This window comes from Enterobacter sp. T2 (assembly GCF_010692925.1).
Lineage (GTDB): Bacteria > Pseudomonadota > Gammaproteobacteria > Enterobacterales > Enterobacteriaceae > Enterobacter > Enterobacter kobei.
Genome location: NZ_CP048736.1, coordinates 488743 through 512073 on the forward strand (window position 1 = coordinate 488743; position 23331 = coordinate 512073).

The 23331-nt window shown below is 58.2% G+C and carries 17 protein-coding genes and 2 pseudogenes; 6 read left to right on the plus strand and 13 right to left on the minus strand.

All coding sequences use genetic code 11. The annotated features are described in order from the left end of the window. Nucleotides 1-50 precede the first annotated feature (50 nt). The 3 genes from treC to treR all read right to left on the minus strand — a co-directional run bounded on the left by treC (nucleotide 51) and on the right by treR (nucleotide 4251). Nucleotides 51-1706 (minus strand): alpha,alpha-phosphotrehalase, encoded by a 1656-nt coding sequence (gene treC / locus G0034_RS02340; RefSeq protein WP_032637631.1) that lies wholly within the window; start codon nucleotides 1704-1706, stop codon nucleotides 51-53. A gap of 51 nt (nucleotides 1707-1757) precedes the next feature. After that, nucleotides 1758-3176, minus strand: coding sequence for a PTS trehalose transporter subunit IIBC (gene treB, locus G0034_RS02345; RefSeq protein WP_014882300.1), 1419 nt, complete (start codon nucleotides 3174-3176; stop codon nucleotides 1758-1760). 127 nt (nucleotides 3177-3303) lie between these two features. Continuing rightward, entirely contained in the window at nucleotides 3304-4251 is a 948-nt protein-coding gene (gene treR, locus G0034_RS02350; protein WP_023338960.1) for a trehalose operon repressor TreR, read from the minus strand. 390 nt (nucleotides 4252-4641) lie between these two features. Here treR and mgtA point away from each other — a divergent pair, with 390 nt between their 5' ends. Next, the gene (mgtA, locus tag G0034_RS02355) at nucleotides 4642-7350 is read left to right on the plus strand and encodes a magnesium-translocating P-type ATPase (RefSeq protein ID WP_047343872.1); all 2709 of its coding nucleotides are present in this window, start codon (nucleotides 4642-4644) and stop codon (nucleotides 7348-7350) included. 200 nt (nucleotides 7351-7550) lie between these two features. Continuing rightward, nucleotides 7551-9935, plus strand: coding sequence for a beta-N-acetylhexosaminidase (locus G0034_RS02360; protein WP_179120458.1), 2385 nt, complete (start codon nucleotides 7551-7553; stop codon nucleotides 9933-9935). Nucleotides 9936-10020: 85 nt separating this feature from the next. Here G0034_RS02360 and gbpA read toward each other — a convergent pair whose 3' ends face one another. The 5 genes from gbpA to G0034_RS02385 all read right to left on the minus strand — a co-directional run bounded on the left by gbpA (nucleotide 10021) and on the right by G0034_RS02385 (nucleotide 13612). Further along, nucleotides 10021-11472, minus strand: a complete 1452-nt coding sequence (gbpA, locus tag G0034_RS02365) for an N-acetylglucosamine-binding protein GbpA (protein WP_059373012.1) — start codon at nucleotides 11470-11472, stop codon at nucleotides 10021-10023. Between the two features lie 133 nt (nucleotides 11473-11605). Beyond that, on the minus strand, nucleotides 11606-11992 hold the full coding sequence (gene ridA / locus G0034_RS02370; protein ID WP_014882305.1) for a 2-iminobutanoate/2-iminopropanoate deaminase: 387 nt from the start codon (nucleotides 11990-11992) through the stop codon (nucleotides 11606-11608). A gap of 74 nt (nucleotides 11993-12066) precedes the next feature. Then, the gene (pyrI, locus tag G0034_RS02375) at nucleotides 12067-12528 is read right to left on the minus strand and encodes an aspartate carbamoyltransferase regulatory subunit (protein WP_014882306.1); all 462 of its coding nucleotides are present in this window, start codon (nucleotides 12526-12528) and stop codon (nucleotides 12067-12069) included. 12 nt (nucleotides 12529-12540) lie between these two features. Beyond that, a complete protein-coding gene (gene pyrB / locus G0034_RS02380; protein ID WP_014882307.1) occupies nucleotides 12541-13473 on the minus strand; it encodes an aspartate carbamoyltransferase in 933 nt (310 codons plus the stop codon). A 34-nt stretch (nucleotides 13474-13507) separates the two neighbouring features. Beyond that, nucleotides 13508-13612, minus strand: coding sequence for a pyrBI operon leader peptide (locus tag G0034_RS02385; RefSeq protein ID WP_176608854.1), 105 nt, complete (start codon nucleotides 13610-13612; stop codon nucleotides 13508-13510). On the opposite strand from G0034_RS02385, the pseudogene G0034_RS02390 reads away from it, so the two are divergent. Continuing rightward, a pseudogene (locus tag G0034_RS02390) lies at nucleotides 13592-13709 on the plus strand (hypothetical protein). The gene G0034_RS02385 and the pseudogene G0034_RS02390 sit on opposite strands and share 21 nt — an antisense overlap. 3 nt (nucleotides 13710-13712) lie before the next feature. Here the strand turns inward: G0034_RS02390 and G0034_RS02395 are convergent. The 5 genes from G0034_RS02395 to arcA all read right to left on the minus strand — a co-directional run bounded on the left by G0034_RS02395 (nucleotide 13713) and on the right by arcA (nucleotide 18897). Further along, complete coding sequence (locus G0034_RS02395) at nucleotides 13713-14192, minus strand: arginine repressor (RefSeq protein ID WP_014882308.1); 480 nt, start codon at nucleotides 14190-14192, stop codon at nucleotides 13713-13715. Nucleotides 14193-14272: 80 nt separating this feature from the next. Continuing rightward, complete coding sequence (locus G0034_RS02400; RefSeq protein WP_045134401.1) at nucleotides 14273-15676, minus strand: YfcC family protein; 1404 nt, start codon at nucleotides 15674-15676, stop codon at nucleotides 14273-14275. A gap of 47 nt (nucleotides 15677-15723) precedes the next feature. Continuing rightward, on the minus strand, nucleotides 15724-16728 hold the full coding sequence (gene argF / locus G0034_RS02405; RefSeq protein WP_023310201.1) for an ornithine carbamoyltransferase: 1005 nt from the start codon (nucleotides 16726-16728) through the stop codon (nucleotides 15724-15726). A gap of 26 nt (nucleotides 16729-16754) precedes the next feature. Beyond that, nucleotides 16755-17666: a carbamate kinase gene (gene arcC, locus G0034_RS02410; protein ID WP_032637623.1), complete on the minus strand. Its 912-nt coding sequence runs from the start codon at nucleotides 17664-17666 to the stop codon at nucleotides 16755-16757. A gap of 10 nt (nucleotides 17667-17676) precedes the next feature. After that, complete coding sequence (arcA, locus tag G0034_RS02415) at nucleotides 17677-18897, minus strand: arginine deiminase (protein WP_014882312.1); 1221 nt, start codon at nucleotides 18895-18897, stop codon at nucleotides 17677-17679. Between the two features lie 675 nt (nucleotides 18898-19572). Between arcA and G0034_RS02420 the strand changes: the two genes are divergently transcribed. The 3 genes and pseudogenes from G0034_RS02420 (at nucleotide 19573) to yagF (ending at nucleotide 23143) form a co-directional block, all read left to right on the plus strand. Next, on the plus strand, nucleotides 19573-20025 hold the full coding sequence (locus G0034_RS02420) for a YhcH/YjgK/YiaL family protein (protein WP_179120459.1): 453 nt from the start codon (nucleotides 19573-19575) through the stop codon (nucleotides 20023-20025). Nucleotides 20026-20252: 227 nt separating this feature from the next. Then, nucleotides 20253-21161: pseudogene (gene yagE / locus G0034_RS02425) on the plus strand (2-keto-3-deoxygluconate aldolase). Nucleotides 21162-21175: 14 nt separating this feature from the next. Next, the gene (gene yagF, locus G0034_RS02430; RefSeq protein ID WP_014882315.1) at nucleotides 21176-23143 is read left to right on the plus strand and encodes a xylonate dehydratase YagF; all 1968 of its coding nucleotides are present in this window, start codon (nucleotides 21176-21178) and stop codon (nucleotides 23141-23143) included. Nucleotides 23144-23331 lie beyond the last annotated feature (188 nt).

The window sequence follows — 23331 nt, forward strand, 5'->3', positions numbered from 1 at the left end:
TATCGCTAAACATAAAAAAAAGAGATACAGCATGCTGTATCTCCTGATAGTTATTCCTGCACCCACCAGATAGCTTCAAACGGGCGCAAGAGCAGCGTGTCGGGACGGGTGGGGACATCATCATAGTTGCTGAGTGCGACCCGCCATGCGCCCTGTACCGGCTCCGGTTGCCACTGCTGACGCTCGCGGCTCAGGTTCGCCACCACCCTCAGCGTCTGCCCCTGCCACTGACGGCGATAACACCACAGGGAAGGATGGTCCGGGAGCAGATCCTCGTAGTCGCCCCACGTGAGCAGCGGCAGCGTTTTGCGCAGGCGAATCAGCGACTGGTAGGTGTAAAACACCGAGTCCTGGTCGTCCAGCGCCGCGCGGGCGTTCACGGTTTCGTAGTTATCGCAGACGCCAATCCACGGCTCGCCCTCGCTAAAGCCCGCATTGTGCGAGGCGTCCCACTGCATTGGCGTGCGGCCGTTATCGCGGGATTTGCTTGCCAGAATCGCCAGCAGTTCCTCAGGATCGCGACCGTTTGCCCGCATTTCGGCGAACATATTCAGGCTTTCCACATCGCGATAATCGGTGATGCGGCTGAAGTGCGGGTTGGTCATCCCCAGCTCCTCGCCCTGATAAATGTACGGCGTGCCCTGCATACCGTGCAGCACCATGCCCAGCATTTTCGCTGCGGCTACGCGGTGTTCCCCTTCGTCGCCAAAGCGTGAAACGATGCGCGGCTGATCGTGGTTACACCAGAACAGCGCGTTCCAGGCTTTGTTGTGCATCCCCTGCTGCCAGTGGCGGAAGAGGGTTTTCAGCGCGACAAAGTCCGGTTTCGCCTTCGTCCATTTTTCACCGCCCGGGTAATCCACCTTCAGGTGATGGAAGTTAAAGGTCATCGACAGCTCGCGCCCGTCGAGCGAGGCATACTGCTGGCAATTCTCCAGCGAGGTCGAGGACATTTCGCCCACCGTCATCAGGTTGCGCGGGGTAAAGACGTCGCGGCTCATCTCCTGAAGATATTCGTGGATGCGCGGCCCGTCCGTGTAGAAGCGGCGACCGTCGCCCGTTTCGTCATTCGGGAAATCCTGATCTTTTGAAATCAGGTTAATGACGTCCAGACGTAAGCCGTCCACGCCGCGATCGGCCCAGAACTCGCATACCTTTTTCAGCTCGGCGCGCACCTCCGGGTTTTCCCAGTTGAGATCCGCCTGCTCCGGCGCGAAGAGGTGCAGGTAATACTGCTCGCTCTCGGCGTGCCAGCGCCAGGCGTTGCCGCCAAACTTGGAGCGCCAGTTGTTAGGCAGTTGCTCCGGCGTACCGTCGCGCCAGATGTAGAACTGGCGGTACGGGCTTTCCTTATTCAGTGATTCCCGGAACCAGGCGTGCTGGGTTGACGTGTGGTTGAACACCATATCCAGCACGATGCGAATACCGCGTTGATGCGCCCCGGCGACCAGTTCGTCAAAATCATCCAGCGTACCGTACGCCGGGTCGATGGCGATGTAATTCGCCACGTCATAGCCGTTATCCACCTGCGGCGAGATATAAAACGGCGTCAGCCAGATGGCGTCAATGCCGAGGGTTTTCAGGTAGTCCAGCCGCGCGGTCACGCCGCGTAAATCGCCGGTGCCACTGCCGGTCGTGTCCTGAAAACTCTTTGGATAGATCTGATAGATGACGCCGTTCTGCCACCAGTGAGGAAGGGTATTCATAATGCGTTCCTGCAAATGCGAAGGGGCGCAACTGCGCCCCGAAAGATGAAGTTAAACAATCTGCAGCGCGCCCTGACGGAACTTACGCTGATAAACCACGGTGGTGAGTGCCATTGGGACGATAATCGCAATCGCCATTGCCAGGGCAAACACCTGCCAGTAAGCGGGCTGGATGGAGAGAATGCCCGGCAGACCGCCCACGCCAATCCCGTTCGCCATCACGCCGTTCAGACCACACACCAGGCCTGCCAGACCGGAACCGATCATCGCGCAGAGCATCGGGAAGCGGTATTTCAGGTTGATTCCGTACATCGCCGGTTCGGTGACGCCGAGGTAGGCGGAGATCGCGGCCGGAACGGAGATCTCGCGCTCGTTGTGCTTACGGCTGACGATGATGATGCCGGTCACCGCAGACGCCTGCGCAATGTTAGACAGGGCGATAATCGGCCAGACCGGCGTGCCGCCGAGGCTCTGGATCATCTGCATATCAATGGCCAGCGTGGTCTGGTGTACACCGGTGATCACCAGCGGGGCGTACAGGAAGCCAAACAGCGCGGCGCCAATCGGTGCGAAGCTGCCGGTCATCAGGTGGCGCACCGCGAAGGCCACGCCGTCGCCGATCATGCGGCCAAACGGACCGATAAACGCATGTGCCAGGAAGACGGCCAGAATCAGCGAGCAGACCGGAACGACCACCAGATAGAGATAATCCGGCACGATGCGCTTCAGGCGTGTCTCAATAAAGCCCAGCATCAGCCCCGCCAGCAGGGCCGGGATAACCTGCGCCTGATACCCCACTTTGGCGATGGTGAACAGACCGAAGTTCCACACTTCAGGCACCTGCTGACCAAGTAAGTAAGCGTTCATTAACTGCGGAGAGACCAGCGTGACGCCCAGCACGATACCGAGAATCGGCGTACCGCCCATTTTGCGCACCGCGGACCAGCAAATCCCGACCGGCAGATAGAAGAAGATCGCTTCACCAATCAGCCACAGGAAGTCGTAAACGGTTTTCAGCGCCGGATACATCTGCGCCAGGGTTTTGCCGTCGCTCATCGGCACATCACCGATGACGTTACGGAAACCGAGAATTAAGCCGCCGCTGATCAGCGCCGGCAGCAGCGGGAAGAAGATCTCCGCGAAGTGGGAAATCAGCTGCTCGTGCCACTTCATATTCTGGCGTGCAGCCTTCTTGGCCTGCTCTTTATCCGCCGAGCTGTGCCCGGTGGTTGCCAGCAGAGCCTGATAGTAATCGCCCACTTCGGTACCAATGACCACCTGGAACTGCCCGGCGTTGGTGAAGCAGCCTTTAACCATTTTGAGTTCTTCAATCGCCTTCGGGTTCGCTTTGGCCGGATCGTTCAGCACGAAGCGCAGGCGGGTAATGCAATGGCTAACGGTTGCGATGTTTTCGCGGCCGCCGACCAGGACGATCAGCTGATCAATATCTGCTTGTTTGACTTTACTCATCATGAAACCTCATGACAGATGGTGAGGGGTGTAATGACCTGAGCGCAAGCCTACTCTTTCAGCGTGACGGCGAAAATGGGAACGTTCCCGAAATCGGGCGAAGATCACAATAAACGCTTCAGGGGGGCTATGAAAGATGAGCGGGAATCACGATCTGCCGCGGCTCACTCCGCCCGTTGATCTGCTCGATCAGCTGCGCGGCGGCCTGTCTGCCGGACTCGGCATAACCCGGATCGACGGCGATGATCTCCGGGTGCAGAAACTTCATCAGCGGCGTGCTGCCGACGCTCGCCACCTGCAGGCTGTCGATGCGCTGCTCCTGAAGGTATTTGCTGGCTCCCAGCGCCAGCGTATCCGTGGCGCACACCAGCGCGGTTGTCTGCGGGGTCAGGACACTGGCAACCTGCTCGTAGCCTTGCTTCATGCCCAGACCCGGCAGGGAGGCGACGGCCGGGAGGTTGTGCTTTTTGCAAAACGCCAGATAGGCCTCATGGCGACGCTTGCCGGTGGTGACGTCGGTGTGGGGTACGCCGAGGAAGCTGATATGGCGATGGCCTTTATCGTACAAACGCTGCATCAGGGTGATAATCGCCCCCTCGTCGTCATAACAGACAGAGGCAAAACCGTGGGCGTCGCGCGCCATCATGACCAGTGAGGGCTGCCAGGGTTTTAGCATCTCGTCTTTAATGCCGGTAAAGCCGAACAGCACCACGCCGTCAATGTTGCGTCGCTGGAGCATGCCCAGATGCTCTTCAACCAGCTGCGGCGAGAACTGGCTCTCCATCATGATGGGGTCATATCCCTGCTCGTAAAAGGCGGGCAGCATGGTCTGCACGGCAAGGTTCTCCGAGAGCGAATCCAGACGAGAGACAATAATCGCGACCACTTTATCACTCTGCCCACGCATAGCGCGCGCGGAGCGGGAAGGGGAAAAGCCGTGCTGATTCATCACCGCCTCGACGCGCTCGCGGGTGCGTTCGCTGACACCGCTTTCGTTATTCAGCACGCGTGAGACGGTCGATTTCCCCACGCCGCTTAAACGCGCGATGTCTTTAATGGTAAGGCGGTTCTGCATGCTGTTTTCCCTGTAACAACGACAAAATGATCAATTGAGCCTAATGCTATAGCGCGATTTCGCTATGGGCAAAGTCTGGTTTACGTTCGGTTTATTTGCAGGGGGGTATAATACCGCCCGAATCGTCACAAAGGGTACGCTTAAATCCTTATACTGCGCGGCGACACCCTGTTTTTTACTTACCGGAGGCTCCATGGATCCCGATCCCACACCTCTCCTGAACGGGAGAACACGTTCTTTCCGGTAAGCCAGCTTTTGCTGTCTCACCGGTGATGTGAGGCAGCAACGTCCCAAACGTTCCTGCTTGAAAAATTGAGTGCCTGACAGGTACGGCTTTGCCATGCCTGAAGGGAATGCTGCGTCCGCCGTTGCGGATGCGGAGGAATGACTATGTTTAAAAATATCACCCGGCAGCTGCAGGCTCTGCTGAGCCGCCACCTGCCACATCGTCTTATTCAGCGCGACCCGCTGCCTAATGCCAAAAACATCGCGGGTGCAGCGATTCCCGCTTCCCTGACCGAACGCTGCCTGAACGTGGCGGCAATGGATGAGAACGAAGTCTGGCGCGCCTTTGGCGGCCACCCGGAAGGGCTGAACGCGACGGAAGTGGACAAAATCCGCGCCGTGCACGGCGATAACCACATTCCGGCGCAAAAACCATCTCCGTGGTGGGTGCACCTGTGGCTCTGCTACCGCAACCCCTTCAACCTGCTGCTGACCGTGCTCGGCATCATCTCCTACGCGACGGAAGATCTCTTTGCCGCTGGGGTGATTGCCCTGATGGTGGGGATTTCCACGCTGCTGAACTTTATTCAGGAAGCCCGCTCCACCAAAGCGGCGGACGCCCTGAAAGCGATGGTCAGCAACACCGCGACCGTCTCGCGCGTGATTAACGACCTCGGCGAAAACGCCTGGGTGGAGCTGCCCATTGACCAGCTGGTGCCGGGTGACCTGGTGAAGCTGGCCGCGGGGGACATGATTCCTGCGGATTTACGCATCATTCAGGCGCGGGATCTGTTTGTCGCCCAGGCCTCCCTGACCGGGGAATCCCTGCCCGTTGAAAAGGTGGCGCGCAGCCGTGATCCGCAGCAGATGAACCCGCTTGAGTGCGACACCCTGTGCTTTATGGGAACCACGGTCGTCAGCGGTACGGCGCAGGCGATTGTCACCGCGACCGGGGGCAACACCTGGTTTGGTCAGCTTGCCGGACGCGTCAGCGAGCAGGAGAGCGAGCCGAATGCCTTCCAGAAAGGGATTGGCCGCGTCAGCATGCTGCTGATCCGCTTTATGATGGTGATGACGCCGATTGTGCTGTTGATCAACGGCTACACCAAGGGCGACTGGTGGGAGGCGGCGCTGTTTGCCCTCTCCGTGGCCGTTGGCTTAACGCCGGAAATGCTGCCGATGATTGTCACCTCCACGCTGGCGCGTGGGGCGGTGAAGCTCTCGAAACAGAAAGTGATCGTCAAGCACCTCGACGCTATCCAGAACTTTGGCGCGATGGACATTCTCTGCACCGACAAAACCGGCACCCTGACGCAGGATAAAATCGTGCTGGAGAACCACACCGATATCGCCGGTAAAACCAGCGAACGCGTGCTGCACAGCGCGTGGCTGAACAGCCATTACCAGACCGGGCTGAAGAACCTGCTCGACGTGGCGGTGCTGGAAGGGGTCGATGAGGAAGCCGCCCGCACGCTCTCCGGTCGCTGGCAGAAGGTGGATGAGATCCCGTTTGACTTTGAACGCCGCCGCATGTCGGTGGTGGTGAGCGAGCAGCCGGACGTGCACCAGCTGATCTGCAAAGGCGCGCTGCAGGAGATCCTGAATGTGTCGACGCAGGTGCGCCATAACGGTGAGATCGTGCCGCTGGACGACACCATGCTGCGCCGCATCAGGCGCGTCACCGACAACCTGAACCGTCAGGGGCTGCGCGTGGTGGCGGTTGCGAGCAAGTTTCTGCCCGCGCGCGAGGGGGACTATCAGCGTATCGACGAATCCGATTTGATCCTCGAGGGTTACATCGCATTCCTCGATCCGCCGAAAGAGACCACCGCGCCTGCGCTCAAAGCGCTGAAGGCGAGCGGTATCACCGTTAAAATCCTCACCGGCGACAGCGAGCTGGTGGCCGCGAAAGTGTGTCACGAAGTAGGGCTGGATGCGGGCGATGTGGTCGTGGGCAGCGACATTGAGCACCTGTCCGACGACGAGCTGGCGAAACTGGCGCAGCACACCACGCTGTTTGCCCGCCTGACACCGATGCACAAAGAGCGCATTGTTACCCTGCTGCGTCGTGAAGGGCACGTGGTCGGCTTTATGGGCGACGGCATCAACGATGCGCCCGCCCTGCGTGCCGCGGATATTGGCATCTCCGTGGACGGCGCGGTGGATATTGCCCGCGAAGCGGCGGATATTATCCTGCTGGAAAAAAGCCTGATGGTGCTGGAGGAAGGCGTTATCGAAGGGCGTCGCACCTTTGCCAACATGCTCAAGTACATCAAAATGACCGCCAGCTCCAACTTCGGTAACGTGTTCAGCGTCCTGGTGGCCAGCGCGTTTCTGCCGTTCCTGCCGATGCTGCCGCTGCACCTGCTGATCCAGAACCTGATGTACGACGTGTCCCAGGTAGCGATCCCGTTTGATAACGTCGACGACGAGCAGATCCAGAAGCCACAGCGCTGGAACCCGTCCGATCTGGGGCGCTTTATGCTGTTCTTTGGGCCGATCAGCTCCATCTTCGACATCCTGACCTTCTGCCTGATGTGGTTTGTATTCCATGCCAACACGCCGGAACATCAGACCTTGTTCCAGTCCGGCTGGTTCGTGGTGGGTCTGCTGTCGCAAACGCTGATTGTGCATATGATCCGCACGCGCCGCATTCCGTTCATCCAGAGCCGTGCCGCATGGCCGCTGATTGTGATGACGGGCATTGTGATGGCGCTCGGCATCGCGCTGCCGTTCTCGCCGCTGGCAAGTTACCTGCAGCTTCAGGCGCTGCCGCTGAGCTACTTCCCGTGGCTGGTGGCGATCCTCGCGGGCTACATGGTGCTGACGCAGATGGTGAAAGGGTTTTATGCGCGTCGGTATGGGTGGCAGTAACGGCAAGCCCGGTGGCGCTGCGCTTACCGGGCCTACGTTCGGATCGTAGGCCGGGTAAGGCGAAGCCGCCACCCGGCAACTGGCTTTCCTCCCAAATTTAACAACCTGTGATCGCCGTTGGCGCATTCGCTTGACGACAATTTGTACGCATGTTAACAGAATGTTTTGCCTTTATTTGGCCCGTCAGATAAGGAACATTCATGTTACGGTACAGTCTCTTAACCGCCGGGCTGCTGCTCGGCGCCTCTGCCTTTGCCGCCCCGGCAGGGGATCTCCCGTTAATGCCCTGGCCTGCGAAGGTGGAACGCCCGACCACGCAGGGCGCACTGGTGCTCACCAGCCAACTTTCCGTGACCGTCAGCGGCGACGATCTCGGCGCCGCTGTCAACCGCCTGCGTCAGCGTATCGCCCTGCAAACCGGCTGGACGCTACAGCCGCAGGCTGAGCAACCGGACAAACCGACCATTCGCATCGCCATCGCCAAAAAGGTGAAGCCACAGCCGCTGCCGGACAGCGATGAAAGCTATAAGCTCACGGTGGATGCCAACGGTGTGAACATCTCCGCCAACACCCGCTTCGGCGCGCTGCGGGCGATGGAAACGCTGCTTCAGCTGGTGCAAAACGGCGCGGAAAACACGTCGCTGCCGTGGGTGACCATTGAAGACGCGCCGCGCTTCCCGTGGCGAGGGCTGCTGCTCGACTCGGCGCGCCATTTCATTCCCGTCGCGGATATCAAACGCCAGATTGACGGCATGGCGGCCGCAAAGCTTAACGTCCTGCACTGGCACTTAACCGACGATCAGGGCTGGCGCTTCAGCTCGAAGCGTTACCCGAAGCTGACGCAGCTTGCCAGCGACGGGCTGTTCTATACCCCTGAGCAGATGCGCGAGATTGTTCGCTATGCCACCGAGCGCGGCATCCGCGTGGTGCCGGAGATCGACATGCCGGGCCACGCCTCGGCGATTGCTGTGGCCTACCCGGTGCTGATGAGCGCGCCGGGGCCCTACAAAATGGAGCGCAACTGGGGCGTGCTGAAGCCGGTGCTTGATCCGACCAAAGAGGCCACATACGCCTTTGCTGACGCGATGGTCAGCGAACTGGCGGCGATCTTCCCGGATCCGTATCTGCACATCGGCGGGGATGAGGTGGACGACAGCCAGTGGAAAGCGAATCCTGCCATTCAGCAGTTTATACGTGACCACAAGCTGGCGGACAGCCACGCGCTGCAGGCCTATTTCAACCGCAAGCTGGAGACGATCCTCGAGAAACATCATCGGCAGATGGTCGGCTGGGATGAGATCTATCATCCTGACTTACCGAAAAGCATTCTGATCCAGTCCTGGCAGGGGCAGGACGCGCTGGGTAAGGTGGCGCAAACCGGCTACAAGGGCATTCTTTCGACCGGTTTCTACCTCGATCAACCCCAGTCCACCGCCTATCACTACCGCAATGAAATCGTTCCCCAGGGGCTGAATGGCGTGGACGTGATAGCAGACACCGACAGCGCCCAGAGCTGGGCCTTCTCCATGCCGCGTCTGAAAGGCAAGCCAGTCGAGGGGAGTTTTACCCTGGTGAAAGGGGACGCCGGCTGGCGCGGTTTTATTGATTTTGCCGGGAAATCCCGCCGTGCGGTGCAGGATATTGCGTGGCGCGACGACAATCAGGTGACGTTTACCGTTGACACCTGGATGGGCGAAACGCGCCCGGTCGTCTCGGTCGATAACGACAAGCTCACCGGTTACTTCCTGGTGGGCAATACCCGCTATCCGATTAGCGGTAGCCGTCTGGACGAGGTGCCGAAAGGGATCCCACCGGTAGTGCCGGACGTGGCGAATCAGGCTAATTTGCTCGGCGGAGAAGCCGCGCTGTGGGCGGAAAACGTGGTCGCGCAGGTGCTGGATATCCGCCTGTGGCCTCGGACGTTTGCGGTGGCGGAGCGGTTATGGTCCGCGCAGGACGTCAATGATGTCGACAACATGTATACCCGCCTGCAGGCGATGGACAGCTGGACGACGGTGTCGGTTGGCCTGCAGCAGCATACCCAGCAGCAGGTGCAATTCACGCGGCTCGCGAATAATGCCGACACGTTGCCGCTGCAAATCCTCGCGCAGGCGCTTGAACCGGCCCAGTATTACACCCGTCAGCACCTCAAGTTCCAGGCGAGAAACTATCACCAGTTTGAGCCGCTTAACCGCCTCGCGGATGCGCTGAATGCGGAAAGCATCACCGTGCGTCAGATGAACAAATGGGCGGACCGTCTGGTGAGCGATGCGGAAGACACGGAAAGCGCCGACGCGCTGCGCCACGTCTTTAATCGCTGGCAGAGCAACACCAGCGACGCGCTGGCGCTGAGCGAAAACAGCTATCAGCTGAAGGCGATTAAACCGGTGATCCTGGAGGTGGATAAGCTTGCCGCAATTGGCCTGAGGCTGACGGATCTGGTGGCGCGACAGGGCACGCTGGATGACAAAGAGATCGCCTCGATTCAACGCGAGCTGGATAACGCGGCGAAGGTGCAGGACGAAGTGGTCATCGCGGCGGTCTATCCGCTGGAGACGCTGCTCAGGGCGACGCGAAACCAGTAACATAAGCGCCCGGTGGCGCTACGCTTACCGGGCCTACGTGACGTGTAGGCCCGGCAAACGAAGTGCCGCCGGGCGTAAAGGCAACTCAGTTCTTCAACATCCACGCCTCTTTCCAGTCTGATCCCACGCCGGGCTCGAACTGGGTAGAGGTCGAACTGTACTGTTTGCAGTACCCGCTGTACGGGAATGGCTTGCACTCGTAGGTCTTACCGTCTTTTGGCTGCAACACCACGGTGCCCGCCTTATAAGAGGCAAGGTTATCCGGGAAGATAAAATCAGATTTACCGGTATCGCCGGAGGTTGCTTCACCTTCGAGCATCATATCCAGCACGTCCTGCGCGAACAGGGTGCCGGCTTTATTGGTAGCGTAGTATTTCAGCATGTGGTGCCCTGGCGTGACGTTTGTCAGGTTCATGGTCACATCCTGGTTGCTGTTATTCATATCCTGCTTCAGATAACCTTTTTCCGCTCCGGGATGGTTCAATACGTGTGCTTCAAGGTTCACGTCACCCTGCGTATTGACGTGGAATGTCACCGTCGCGGCACCGTGAGTCACTTTGCTGTAATGCAGGTCAGTCACGGCAATGGATTCATTAACCACCGCTTTTTGCTCTTCATAAGAGATAGCCACTGACTTCAGCGTACTGTCTTCTTTTACGAAGACGCTGTTTGCGCCGTGAACCGGGCTAACGTCTCCGCTTTCATCCTTCACGCCGACGCGCACGTCGTGATGAGCGCTGTTAATTTTTTGCGCAAGATCGTAGGCCCACTGGTTGGCATCTCCCTGTTGAGCCGAGGCGATAGTCAGCTCGGTCGCCATGGAGGCAATTTCGCCGTTGGCATCGAAGAAGCGAGCAATCACTTTATCGCCCACGTTGAGGTTGTTACCTGCAACCTGGCCGCTCAGCGTTTTGCTCCATACGGAGGCGGCGGCCGGGGTTTCATCCGGCGTGACGTTGCCGCCGTTACCGAAGTCCACGTCGATGGCCTGATAGAAACTGTTGGGCGTATCGGCAATTTCCCACACGCCGTAAATCACCTGATAACCGGTACGTTCCGGCACGTTACAGTTCATCGACTGGGTCATTGCTGGCGCCTGGCCGTTGCCGTTTACCGTACAAAACGGCGTTAAGTCGAACTGGTCGCGGGTCAGCGGCTTATTCGGGTTCCAGTTTTGTTTGGTGATGTAATAGCGCCAGTTGGTGGTTTTGTGCGGCGCGGTGTGGTGCCAGACAAACTGATGTACCCCGGCTGTCATCGGCGTTTTGGTCCAGGCATTCTGGCTTTGCTTATCAAGCTGCGAGTAGTTGGCAATCCCGGCGCTGGCGAGTTCGCCATCCGGCGGCAGGCTCCCTGACGGGAAACCGGAGGCACGTTCTACGCTCTGGGGTTCATATTCCACCAGACCGCAGTCAATATTTTGTCCCTGTTTACACATATAAGCGCGGCTGGCAGGGGATTCGATATAGCCGTGTGCCAGCGCAGAAGAGGCTACCGTAAGAGTGGCCATAGCCAACGCAATTCTGGAGATTTTCATTTTTGTCCGAAGCGGGAATTTATAAAGGTGTGCGAGTGTATTTATTCCCGGACCGCGTCGTCATCGTATTACGAAGGTAAAAATAGCCAAATAAAAAAGGCAGCCGAAGCTGCCCTGGTTTGCCTGAAATTGATTAGCGGCGCACGGCGATCGCTTCGATTTCAATTTTCACGTCTTTTGGCAGACGCGCCACTTCAACGCAGGAGCGCGCCGGGAAGGTCGCATTGTGTTCGGTAAAGAATGCTTCGTAAGTGGCGTTAACGGTCGCGAAATCGTTCAGATCTTTCACGAACACGGTCGTTTTCACGATGTCGCCCACTTTCAGACCGGCAGATTCAACGATAGCCTGCACGTTTTCCAGCGACTGACGCGCCTGTGCCGCTACGTCGGCTGGCACTTCACCGGTTTTTGGGTTCACCGGGATCTGGCCCGAGGTGATGATCATGCTGCCCAGATCAACGCCCTGAACGTACGGGCCGATAGCCGCGGGTGCATTTTCCGTCGCGAGTACTTTGGTCATGATTTCTCCAGAATAACAGCTGATTAAATGTTCCCGGCCATTATAGGGAGGCCGGGATCCTTTACCAACCTCAATTAGTTGGCCAGCACCACATAATGAGAAAACTCTTTTTCGCAGTATTTACATTTGAGTGCGATGTCATCAGCGCGTTTTTTCACTGCAAAACTGGATGAAACCGGCTCAGCATGACTGATGCAGTTGCTGTTCGGACAGACCAGCACACTCTCGATGCGATCCGGCAGGCCAGGATGGGATTTGCCGACCACTTCATACTCGTCGATGCGGTTGACGGTGGCATCCGGTGCGTACAGCGACAGCTGGTTGACCTGCTCGTCGGTCAGGAAGGTATTCTCGATTTTGATCAAGTCCTTGCGGCCCATCTCGCCCGACGGCAGGTTCAGGCCAATGGTGATGCGCTGATCGGTTTCGGTCAGTTTGAACAGCGTCAGCAGCTTAAAGCCCACCTGCGCAGGGATGTGGTCAATCACGGTGCCACGTTTGATGGCTTCAACCTGGAGTTTGTTATCGTGTGTCATGGTCGTCTCCCCTTACAGAGCTAAGTCGCGATTCAGAACCAGTGCCAGTAACGCCTGGCGGGCGAAGATACCGTTCCCGGCCTGCTGGAAGTACCAGGCGTGCGGCGTTTTATCCACGTCTGTGGTGATCTCATCGATGCGCGGCAGCGGGTGCAGCACCTTCATGTTGTCGCGCGCGCCGTCGAGGTCGCTGGCGCGCAGGACAAACTGCGCCTTCACGTTGGCGTACTCGGAAGGATCCAGACGCTCTTTCTGCACGCGGGTCATGTAGAGAATATCCACGTGGCTCATCACCTCTTCGATGCTGGCGTGCAGGCTCCACGCAATGCCTTTTTCGTCCAGCATATCGAGAATGTACTGCGGCATCGCCAGCGCGTCTGGGGCGATGAAGAAGAAGCGGTTGCCGTTAAATTTCGCCAGCGCCTGGGTCAGGGAGTGGACGGTGCGGCCATATTTCAGGTCGCCGACCATGGCGATGTTCAGGTTCTCCAGCGTGCCCTGCGTCTCCTGAATGGTGAACAGATCCAGCAGGGTCTGAGTCGGATGCTGGTTAGCACCGTCCCCGGCGTTCAGTACCGGGATGCCACCGGAAAACTCGGTCGCCAGGCGCGCCGCGCCCTCCTGCGGGTGGCGCATCACAATCGCGTCTACGTAGGTGCTGATCACTGAAATGGTATCCGCCAGGGTCTCGCCTTTTTTACCCAGCGACGTGTTGCTGCTGTCTGAGAAGCCCACCACGCTCGCGCCCAGGCGGTGCATGGAGGTTTCAAAGGAGAGGCGGGTGCGGGTCGAGGCTTCAAAGAAGCAGCTCGCAATCACCTTGTGCTTCAGCAGCTCCGGTTGCGGATTGGCCTTCAGTTTTGCCGCGGTTTCCAGAACCAGTTCCAGCTCTTCGCGGCTGAGGTCGTTTATGGAAATGATGTGTTTTTGATAAAGCGGATTCATGTTTATCTCCTGACGCCGGGCAAAAAAAAGCCCCTCAAATGAGGGGCTCTGGGAATAGATTACGCAACGGGAAGAAAAACGGCAGGCCAGCGTCTGATTTCAGACGCGGTAAGACGTTATGTCGTACACGCTTGACCATGCTTCCTCCCGGCAAATTGTCGGGCATTATACGCAGCTCGCTTTGCGGATCAAGCGATTTAATGCACGCTTTACTCAATGCAAACGGTTCTTTATGAATATTAATGCGTTCTGAGTAAATAATTAATTTGCTTATGCACCAGCGCGGTGCGCTTCACCACCCGAGGGGCGACCCAGACGATACTGCTTCCGGCCACCACGCCTAAAATTTCCGGTAACTGGTGATAATCCAGGATACGCGCCACCGCGCGGCCATATCCGGCAACGGTATGGATAAGGATAAATTCGCTATTGTGCTCAACGCTCACCACCATTTCGGACACGGTGCGCGCGGCATCAGGAGCCGGGCGCAGCTGGGGATTCAGCGAATAAATCTTTAGCCCTTTGGCATTTCGAATTTTTATGACACCGAGCAACTTGAGCAGACGTGAAACGGTGGACTGGCTGATGGTCTCAAAACCCCGCTCCTGTAAGTCGCGGCGGATCTCCTCCTGAGAGAGATAGCCCTTTTCCGCGATCAGACGCTGGCAGACCGTTAGCTGTAGTTGCTCTTTGGGAGAGTACTCTTCGTAATCCATCATAGTTCCCATATCAGTTCCCGAAATAACCGGTGACACCGCACCGATCCACAGGCCGGATAAGCGCAGCGCCATCCGGCAAATTACAACAACGCCCCCAGACTTAACGCCACCATAATCACCACCGTTAAAATCCCCAGCAGCGGCGCGACCCATTTCAGATAGCGCACGTAAGGCACGCGGGCGATAGCCAGCCCGCCCATTACGACGGCAGAGGTGGGAGTGATCAGGTTAACGATACCGGACGCCGACTGGTAAGCCGTAACCACCAGGTCGCGGTTGACGTTAGCGAAATCGGCAAGAGGCGCCATGATCGGCATCGTCAGAACGGCCAGGCCGGACGAAGAAGGCACAAGAAACGACAGCACCACCTCCAGCCAGTACATCACGTTGATGAACGCTACCGTCGATAAGCCGGTAACCATTCCCTCGGCGCTGTGCAAAATGGTGTGGGTAATCATGCCCTTATCCATGATCACTACGATACCGCGCGCGATACCGATAATCAGCGCGACGCCCAGCAAATCTCGCGCGCCGTTGATAAAGGTTGAGGTCAGTTCCTCTTCGCTCATGCGGGCGATCAGGCCGACGATTATTGCACTGGCGAGAAACACCGCTGAGATCTCCGCCATCCACCAGCCGAGCACCGCCACGCCGTAGATCATGACCGCGAAGGCAAGGGCGAAAATCACCAGGATGATTTTGCGCACCGGGGTGAATTCCAGCGACTGTTCGCCCTTGTTGCCGAGGAAGTGGGCGAGGTTCTCCTCCTGTTTGTCCGCCACGATGGAGAGAGAGGGATCCTTGCGCACTTTACGGGCATAGCGCATCACCCACGCCACGCAGATGATCCACCCGATGACCAGCAGAGCCACGCGCAGGGCGATACCGTTGGTGAAGGGGATCCCGGCGGCGTTGGCGGCGATCACCGTCGCGAACGGGTTAATGGTGGAGCCAAGCGTGCCGATCCCGGCGCCGAGCAGCACGGTGGAGGCGGCTACCACCGGGTCGAAACGTGCGGCCAGCATCACCGGTACCAGCAGGGTATAGAACGGCAGGGACTCTTCGGCCATGCCGTAAATGGTGCCGCCTGCGGCAAACAGCGCCATCAGGATCGGGATCATCCACTCTTCACGACCGCGCAACCGGGTGGTGACGCGTTCGATCCCGGCGTCAATGGCCCCGGTTTTGGTGACGATCCCGAGGAATCCCCCGATGATCAGTATAAACAGCGCAACGTCGATCGCCCCGGCCTGGCCGGACTCGGGATCGTACAACCCGGCAATCGGGGCCATCAGCACGGAAACCAGCCCCTGCGGATGGGCCGCTACGTGCGCATAGGTTCCGGCAACTGGCACGTCCTTGCCGAGCGCCTCGTTCATGGCCATGTGATACTGCCCGGCCGGAACAATCCACGTCAGGACGGCAACGACGGCAATCAGAAAAAAGAGAATGGTGTATGCGGAGGGAAATTTGAACTTGCCCATGATGTTCTCCTGAAACCCGGCGCACCCCGCGGCGCGCCGGGCGGTGATTAGTCGCCGAGTGTCGCCACCATGACCGCTTTAATGGTATGCATGCGGTTTTCTGCTTCATCAAAGACGATAGAGTTCGGGGATTCGAAGACCTCTTCCGTCACCTCCAGCCCTTTCAGGCCATAGGCCATTTCGATTTCGCGGCCCACTTTGGTGTGCTCGTTGTGAAACGCCGGCAGGCAGTGCATGAACTTGACGTTCGGGTTGCCGGTGGCTTTCATGACGTCCGCGTTGATTTGATACGGCTTCATCAGGCTGACGCGTTCGGCCCACGCCTCTTTCGGCTCGCCCATGGAGACCCACACGTCGGTGTAGAGGAAATCCGTCCCGCGCACGCCTTCTTCCACGTCGTCGGTCAGGGTGATGCGCGCGCCCGTTTCTTTCGCGATGGCACGGCACTGCTCAACCAGACCCGCTTCCGGCCAGAAGGATTTCGGTGCCACCAGGCGGATGTCCATCCCCATTTTGGCCGCGCCGACCATCAGGGAGTTGCCCATGTTGTTGCGTGCGTCGCCGAGATAAGCAAAGCTCAGCTCCGGCAGGGTTTTGCCCGGGGCGTGCTCCAGCATGGTCATCAGATCGGCGAGGATCTGCGTCGGATGGAATTCGTCGGTCAGGCCGTTCCACACCGGTACGCCCGCGTATTCACCCAGCTCTTCAACAATCGCCTGGCCGTAGCCGCGGTATTCGATACCGTCATACATACGCCCCAACACGCGGGCGGTGTCTTTCATCGACTCTTTATGGCCGATCTGCGACCCGCTTGGGCCGAGGTAGGTCACCTGCGCACCCTGGTCAAACGCGCCCACTTCGAAGGCGCAGCGGGTGCGGGTGGAGGTTTTTTCAAAGATCAGGGCGATGTTTTTGCCGACCAGGGTTTGCTTTTCGCGTCCGGCTTTTTTGGCCGCTTTCAGCTCGATGGCGAGGTCGATCAGGTACTGGATCTCCGCCGGGGTGTAGTCCAGCAGTTTCAGAAAGTTGCGGTTTTTCAGGTTGATGGTCATATGGGAAATCCTTTTTAAATGTATGTTCAGTTACGAATCAACGTGCCTTTCTCGCCCGCCAGAATCTCTGCCCCATCGGCCAGCGCGCCGATCCCGGCAATGCCGTTGCAGGCTTCAACAAACTCGCGGCAGGCGGCCACTTTCGGCCCCATCGATCCGGCGTCAAACTGCATGCCTCTGAGCAGTTCTGGCGTCACCTGCGCCAGCGGGCGCTGGGTCGGTTTTCCCCAGTCGAGGTACACCGCGTCGGCATCGGTGAGGATCAGCAGGGCGTCGGCCTCAATCTGGCGCGCCAGCAGGGCGGCGGAGAGGTCTTTATCGATCACCGCCTCAATGCCGTGATAGCCGTTGGCGTTTTCCACCACCGGCACGCCGCCGCCGCCGTTGCAGATCACCAGGTGGTCGCGCTGGATCAGCGCCGTGATGGCGTCGCTCTCGACGATGCGTTTCGGCTGCGGTGACGGCACCACGCGACGGAAGTAGCTGCCGTCGGCCTTAAACACCCAGCCTTTTTCCGCGGCCAGCGTTTTTGCCTGGGCTTCGCTGTACACCGGGCCGATGTATTTGGTCGGGTTGCTGAACGCCGGGTCGGCGGCGTCCACTTCCACTTGCGTAAGCAGGACGCTCACCTCACGCTGCGGCAGGCTGTTTTTCAGCGCCTGCTGGAGCATGTAGCCGATCATCCCCTGGCTTTCGGCACCAAGAACGTCCAGTGGGTAAGGGGTCACTTTGTCGTAGGCGCTGTTCTGCAGCGCCAGCAGCCCGACCTGTGGACCGTTGCCGTGGACCAGCACCACGCGCCACTGCGCCGTGAGCCCAGCGATGGTGCGGGCGGCCTGCTCAATGTTCTGGCGCTGGATCTCTGCTTCCAGCGGCTCGCCGCGCTTCAGCAGCGCGTTGCCGCCAAGGGCCACAACCAGAGTGGGTTTTCGTTCCATGATGGCTCCTTTAAATTCCGTCGCGTTCCAGTGGGCAGCTCATGCAGCGTGCGCCGCCGCGGCCGCGTCCCAGCTCATCGCCCGGGATGGGCAGCACGGTGATGCCGGCTTTGTCGTACTTCTCGTTAGTCCAGACGTTGCGTTCGTAGCCAATCACCACGCCGGGACGGATGGTCAGAACGTTGTTGGCGTCATTCCACTGTTCGCGTTCGGCTTCAAAGGCGTCGCCGCCGGTGGTGATCAGGCGCACCTGGTTAATGCCGAGCGCTTTCTCGATGGCGTGCAGCAGGTCGGTTTCCTGGGTACGTTGCAGGCCGCCGCGCCCGTCCGGGGTGAGCGTCCAGCACTGGGCGTCTTTGCGCACCACTTCCGGGTAGACGGAGAAAGTGTCCACGTCGATGTGGGTCATCACGGTGTCGAGGTGCATGCAGGAGCGGTGTTTTGGCAGCTCAACGGCGATCACGCGCTCGGCCTGGCGGTGTTTGAACAGGCTGTTGGCGAGGAACTCCACGCCCTGCGGCGTCGTGCGTTCAGACATGCCGATCAATACCGCCCCGCGACCAATCACTAATACGTCGCCGCCTTCCAGGGTGGCATGATCGTAATTAATATTTTCGTCGCCGAAATACTTTATAAAATCGCCGTCGGCAAATGCCGGATGCCAGCGATATATTGCCCGAAGGTTATTAGTTTCACGCTGACGGGCGGGTTTAGCCATCGGGTTAATGGACACGCCGTTATAAATCCAGCAGGAAGTGTCGCGGGTAAATAAATGGTTCGGCAGCGGCTTCATAATAAAGTCATTGGCCGTGTGGGTATCTACCACCATATTTTTGATGGCCGCCGGAATTTCGCCGTAGGTTAATCCGCCGCTTAATCTGCGCGCCAGTTCACGGTGCGGCATGTCCGCCAGCCAGCCGCGCACGTCGCCCGCAAAGGTAGGCCCGAGGCGATAGTCCGAGATTTGCGTCTCCAGCAGCCAGGCTTTCGCTTCAGTAATATCAAGCGTTTGTGTCAGGAGGTCGGTTAACAGCAGGACTTCCACACCCTGCTCGCGCAGCGTGTTTGCGAAGATATCATGCTCTTCGCCCGCCCGTTCAACCGAGAGCACATCATCGAAAAGCAGTTCCTGACAATTCGATGGCGTTAAACGTTTCAGACTTAAATTTGGGCGGTGCAGCATAACGCTACGCAATTGACCAATTTCAGAACCGACGTAATGCTTTTCCATAATTATTCCTTTAACTGTTTTTCAGAATAAAAAGGGCATGCGCCATGTGATGTGTTTAATTTCATGGCGGCTAAGCTCAATTGATTTCGTGGTTCATACTAGGCGGTTAAATAATCATTGTTGTGATGCAGTTCACGCGAAAATGGATATTAAGGTGTTTGTTTTCATTTGCATGATTCGCATCAGATAATGATTAATTTCATATTATTGGCACGTGAATAGCTAAGCAGCATTCGGTGGCAATATTTGTATTTGTTATTATTTTGTAGAATTTAATGTTTCGAAATAATTAGTTATATCATTGATTTTAAATGTTAAAATTTGGTGGTGGGAATACCTATGCAATAATGGCAGTTAACTATTTTTGACTTAAGGAAAATCCATAAATAATTATGAGTTTATAAAGGAAATTATTAAAGTGATAAAATGTGATACGGCAGCAGGTTTTGTGATTTACGCTTTCGATTCAGGAAGTTATGTTGGCGCTATCGCGCGCGCGAAATGAGGTTATGCATAACCGCTGCATAATTGCCTGTGTGTGATTAACAGTGAATTAACACCTTTCCCGATAAACATGCGCTCGCGCAAAGGTCACAGAAAAAGGACTGGTATGGCAGCGCGAACTCTCGTATAAAAGACAAAAATGAAACGTCGTTTTACATTGAGAGGTTTTTCATGATCATCGGCAACATCCACCATCTCCAGCCCTGGCTGCCTGACGCGCTGCGCCAGGCCATTGACTATATAAAGCGCCACGTCACCGACGCCACGCCGCCCGGCAAGCATGATATCGATGGCAACACTCTGTTTTATCTGGTCTCGGAAGACATGACTCAGCCGTTTGCTGAACGCCGCGCCGAGTTTCATGCGCGCTATCTGGACATCCAGATCGTGATGAAGGGTCAGGAAGGGATGACCTTCAGCACCCTGCCGCACGGTACGCCGGATACCGACTGGCTGGCGGACAAAGACATCGCGTTCCTGCCGGAAGGCGAGCAGGAGAAAACCGTGGTGCTGAGCGAAGGGGATTTTGTGGTGTTCTGGCCTGGCGAAGTCCATAAGCCGCTGTGCGCGGTGGGGGCGCTTACTAAGGTGCGAAAAGTCGTGGTGAAAATGCTGATTGAATAACTCCATTACCCCCGGTAGGGAGTAAAAGTCCTCTCTCCCTGTGGGAGAGGGAGAGGGTTAGGGTGAGGGCAACAGACCGCCTCCTTCAATCTGTGATCCAGCTTAAATTTCCCGCACTACCTCCTCATCTCCCATTTACCTGCGCTTTTTCTGCGTCATAGTATGTTCGTTAAATTAATGAACGCTGTTCTATAATGTAGAACAAAATGATTCAGCAAGGAGATCTCATGCCGCAGCCTGTGTTGTTTACGGGAATCATTCCCCCTGTCTCCACCATTTTTACCGCCGATGGCCAGCTCGATAAGCAGGGCACCGCCGCGCTGATCGACGATCTGATCGCCGCAGGCGTTGATGGCCTGTTCTTCCTCGGCAGCGGCGGCGAATTCTCCCAGCTCAACGCCGAAGAGCGTAAAACCATTGCCCGCTTTGCTATCGATCATGTCGATCGTCGCGTGCCGGTTCTGATCGGCACCGGCGGCACCAACGCCCGGGAAACCATTGAACTGAGCCAGCACGCGCAGCAGGCGGGCGCGGACGGCATCGTGGTCATCAACCCCTACTACTGGAAAGTCTCGGAAGCGAACCTGATTCGCTATTTCGAATAGGTGGCCGACAGCGTCACGCTGCCGGTGATGCTCTATAACTTCCCGGCGCTGACCGGGCAGGATCTCACGCCAGCGCTGGTGAAAACCCTCGCCGACTCGCGCAGCAACATCGTAGGCATTAAAGACACCATCGACTCCGTCGCCCATCTGCGCAGCATGATCCACACCGTCAAAGCGGCCCACCCGCACTTCACCGTGCTGTGCGGCTACGACGACCATCTGTTCAATACTCTGCTGCTCGGTGGCGACGGGGCGATCTCGGCGAGCGGCAACTTTGCGCCGCAGGTGTCGGTAAATCTTCTGAAAGCCTGGCGCGATAAGGACGTGGCGAAAGCGGCTGAGTATCATCAGACCTTGCTGCAAATCCCGCAGCTGTATCAGCTGGATACGCCGTTCGTGAACGTCATTAAAGAGGCGATTGTACTTTGCGGTCGCCCGATCTCCACGTACGTGCTGCCGCCCGCTTCACCGCTGGACGAGCCGCGCAAAGCGCAGCTGAAATCCCTGCTGCAACAGCTCAAGCTCTGCTGAGCCGGAAGATAACCATGACCATCGAGAAAATTTTCACCCCACAGGACGATGCGTTTTATGCGGTGATCACCCACGCGGCGGGGCCGCAGGGCGCGCTGCCTCTGACCCCGCAGATGCTGATGGAATCCCCCAGCGGCAACCTGTTCGGCATGACGCAAAACGCCGGGATGGGCTGGGACGCCAACAGGCTGACCGGCAAAGAGGTGCTGATCATCGGTACCCAGGGCGGCATCCGCGCCGGGGACGGACGCCCGGTTGCGCTGGGCTACCACACCGGGCACTGGGAAATTGGCATGCAGATGCAGGCGGCAGCGAAGGAGATCACCCGCAACGGTGGGATCCCGTTCGCGGCCTTCGTCAGCGACCCCTGCGACGGGCGCTCTCAGGGCACGCACGGCATGTTCGACTCCCTGCCGTACCGCAACGACGCGGCGATCGTGTTTCGTCGTCTGATCCGCTCCCTGCCGACGCGCCGGGCGGTGATCGGCGTGGCAACCTGCGATAAAGGGCTGCCTGCGACCATGATCGCGCTGGCCGCCATGCACGATCTGCCGACCATTCTGGTGCCGGGCGGCGCGACGCTGCCGCCGACCGTGGGTGAAGATGCGGGCAAGGTGCAGACCATTGGCGCGCGCTTTGCCAACCACGAGCTGTCGTTGCAGGAGGCCGCCGAGCTGGGCTGTCGCGCCTGCGCGTCGCCGGGCGGCGGGTGTCAGTTTCTCGGCACGGCGGGCACCTCTCAGGTGGTTGCGGAAGCGCTGGGTCTGGCACTGCCGCACTCCGCGCTGGCACCGTCCGGGCAGGCGGTGTGGCTGGAGATCGCCCGCCAGTCGGCGCGGGCGGTGAGCGAGCTGGATAACCGCGGCATCACCACGCGCGATATCCTCACCGATAAGGCCATCGAAAACGCCATGGTGCTCCACGCGGCGTTCGGCGGTTCCACCAATTTACTGCTGCACATACCGGCCATCGCCCACGCGGCGGGCTGCACCCTTCCTGACGTCGCGCACTGGACGCGCATCAACCGTAAAGTTCCGCGCCTGGTGAGCGTCCTGCCCAACGGCCCGGACTACCATCCGACCGTGCGCGCGTTCCTGGCAGGCGGCGTGCCGGAGGTGATGCTCCACCTGCGCGATCTCGGCCTGCTGCATCTGGATGCCATGACCGTGACCGGCCAGACGGTGGGCGAGAACCTCGACTGGTGGCAGGCCTCGGAACGTCGGGCGCGCTTCCGTCAGTGCCTGCGCGAGCAGGACGGCGTCGATCCGGATGACGTGATCCTGCCGCCCGAGAAGGCCAAAGCGAAAGGGCTGACCTCAACGGTCTGCTTCCCGACGGGCAACATCGCGCCGGAAGGATCGGTGATCAAGGCCACGGCGATCGACCCGTCGGTGGTCGGTGACGATGGCGTTTACCGCCACACCGGTCGGGCGCGGGTGTTTGTCTCAGAAGCGCAGGCGATTAAGGCCATCAAGCGGGAAGAGATTCAGCAGGGCGATATCATGGTGGTGATCGGCGGCGGACCGTCCGGCACCGGTATGGAAGAGACCTACCAGCTCACCTCCGCGCTGAAGCATATCTCGTGGGGCAAAACGGTGTCGCTGATTACCGATGCGCGCTTCTCGGGCGTGTCGACGGGCGCCTGCTTCGGGCACGTGTCGCCGGAGGCGCTGGCGGGCGGGCCGATTGGCAAATTGCGGGATAACGACATCATTGAGATTGCCGTGGATCGTATGACCCTGACGGGCAGCGTGAACTTTATCGGCACGGCGGACACCCCGCTGACGCCGGAAGAGGGCGCGCGCGAGCTGGCACGGCGGCAGACGCATCCGGACCTGCACGCCCACGACTTTTTGCCGGACGATACGCGGCTATGGGCAGCATTGCAGTCGGTGAGCGGCGGCACCTGGAAAGGCTGTATTTATGACACCGATAAAATTATTGAGGTAATTAACGCCGGTAAAAAAGCGCTCGGCATTTAATTATTTTTAGAAAAAAACGTCTGCGGGAAATATTCCGCGGACGGCTTTCGTGTTTTTATAATTTATTAATTTAAACAATCAGTTGCGATATATCGCTGGCGTCACAAAAGCAAAATAACATAATTCAGAAATAAGATATGACCATTGCTGGTTAATTGAACAGCTCATTACACTCCATTAACACGATG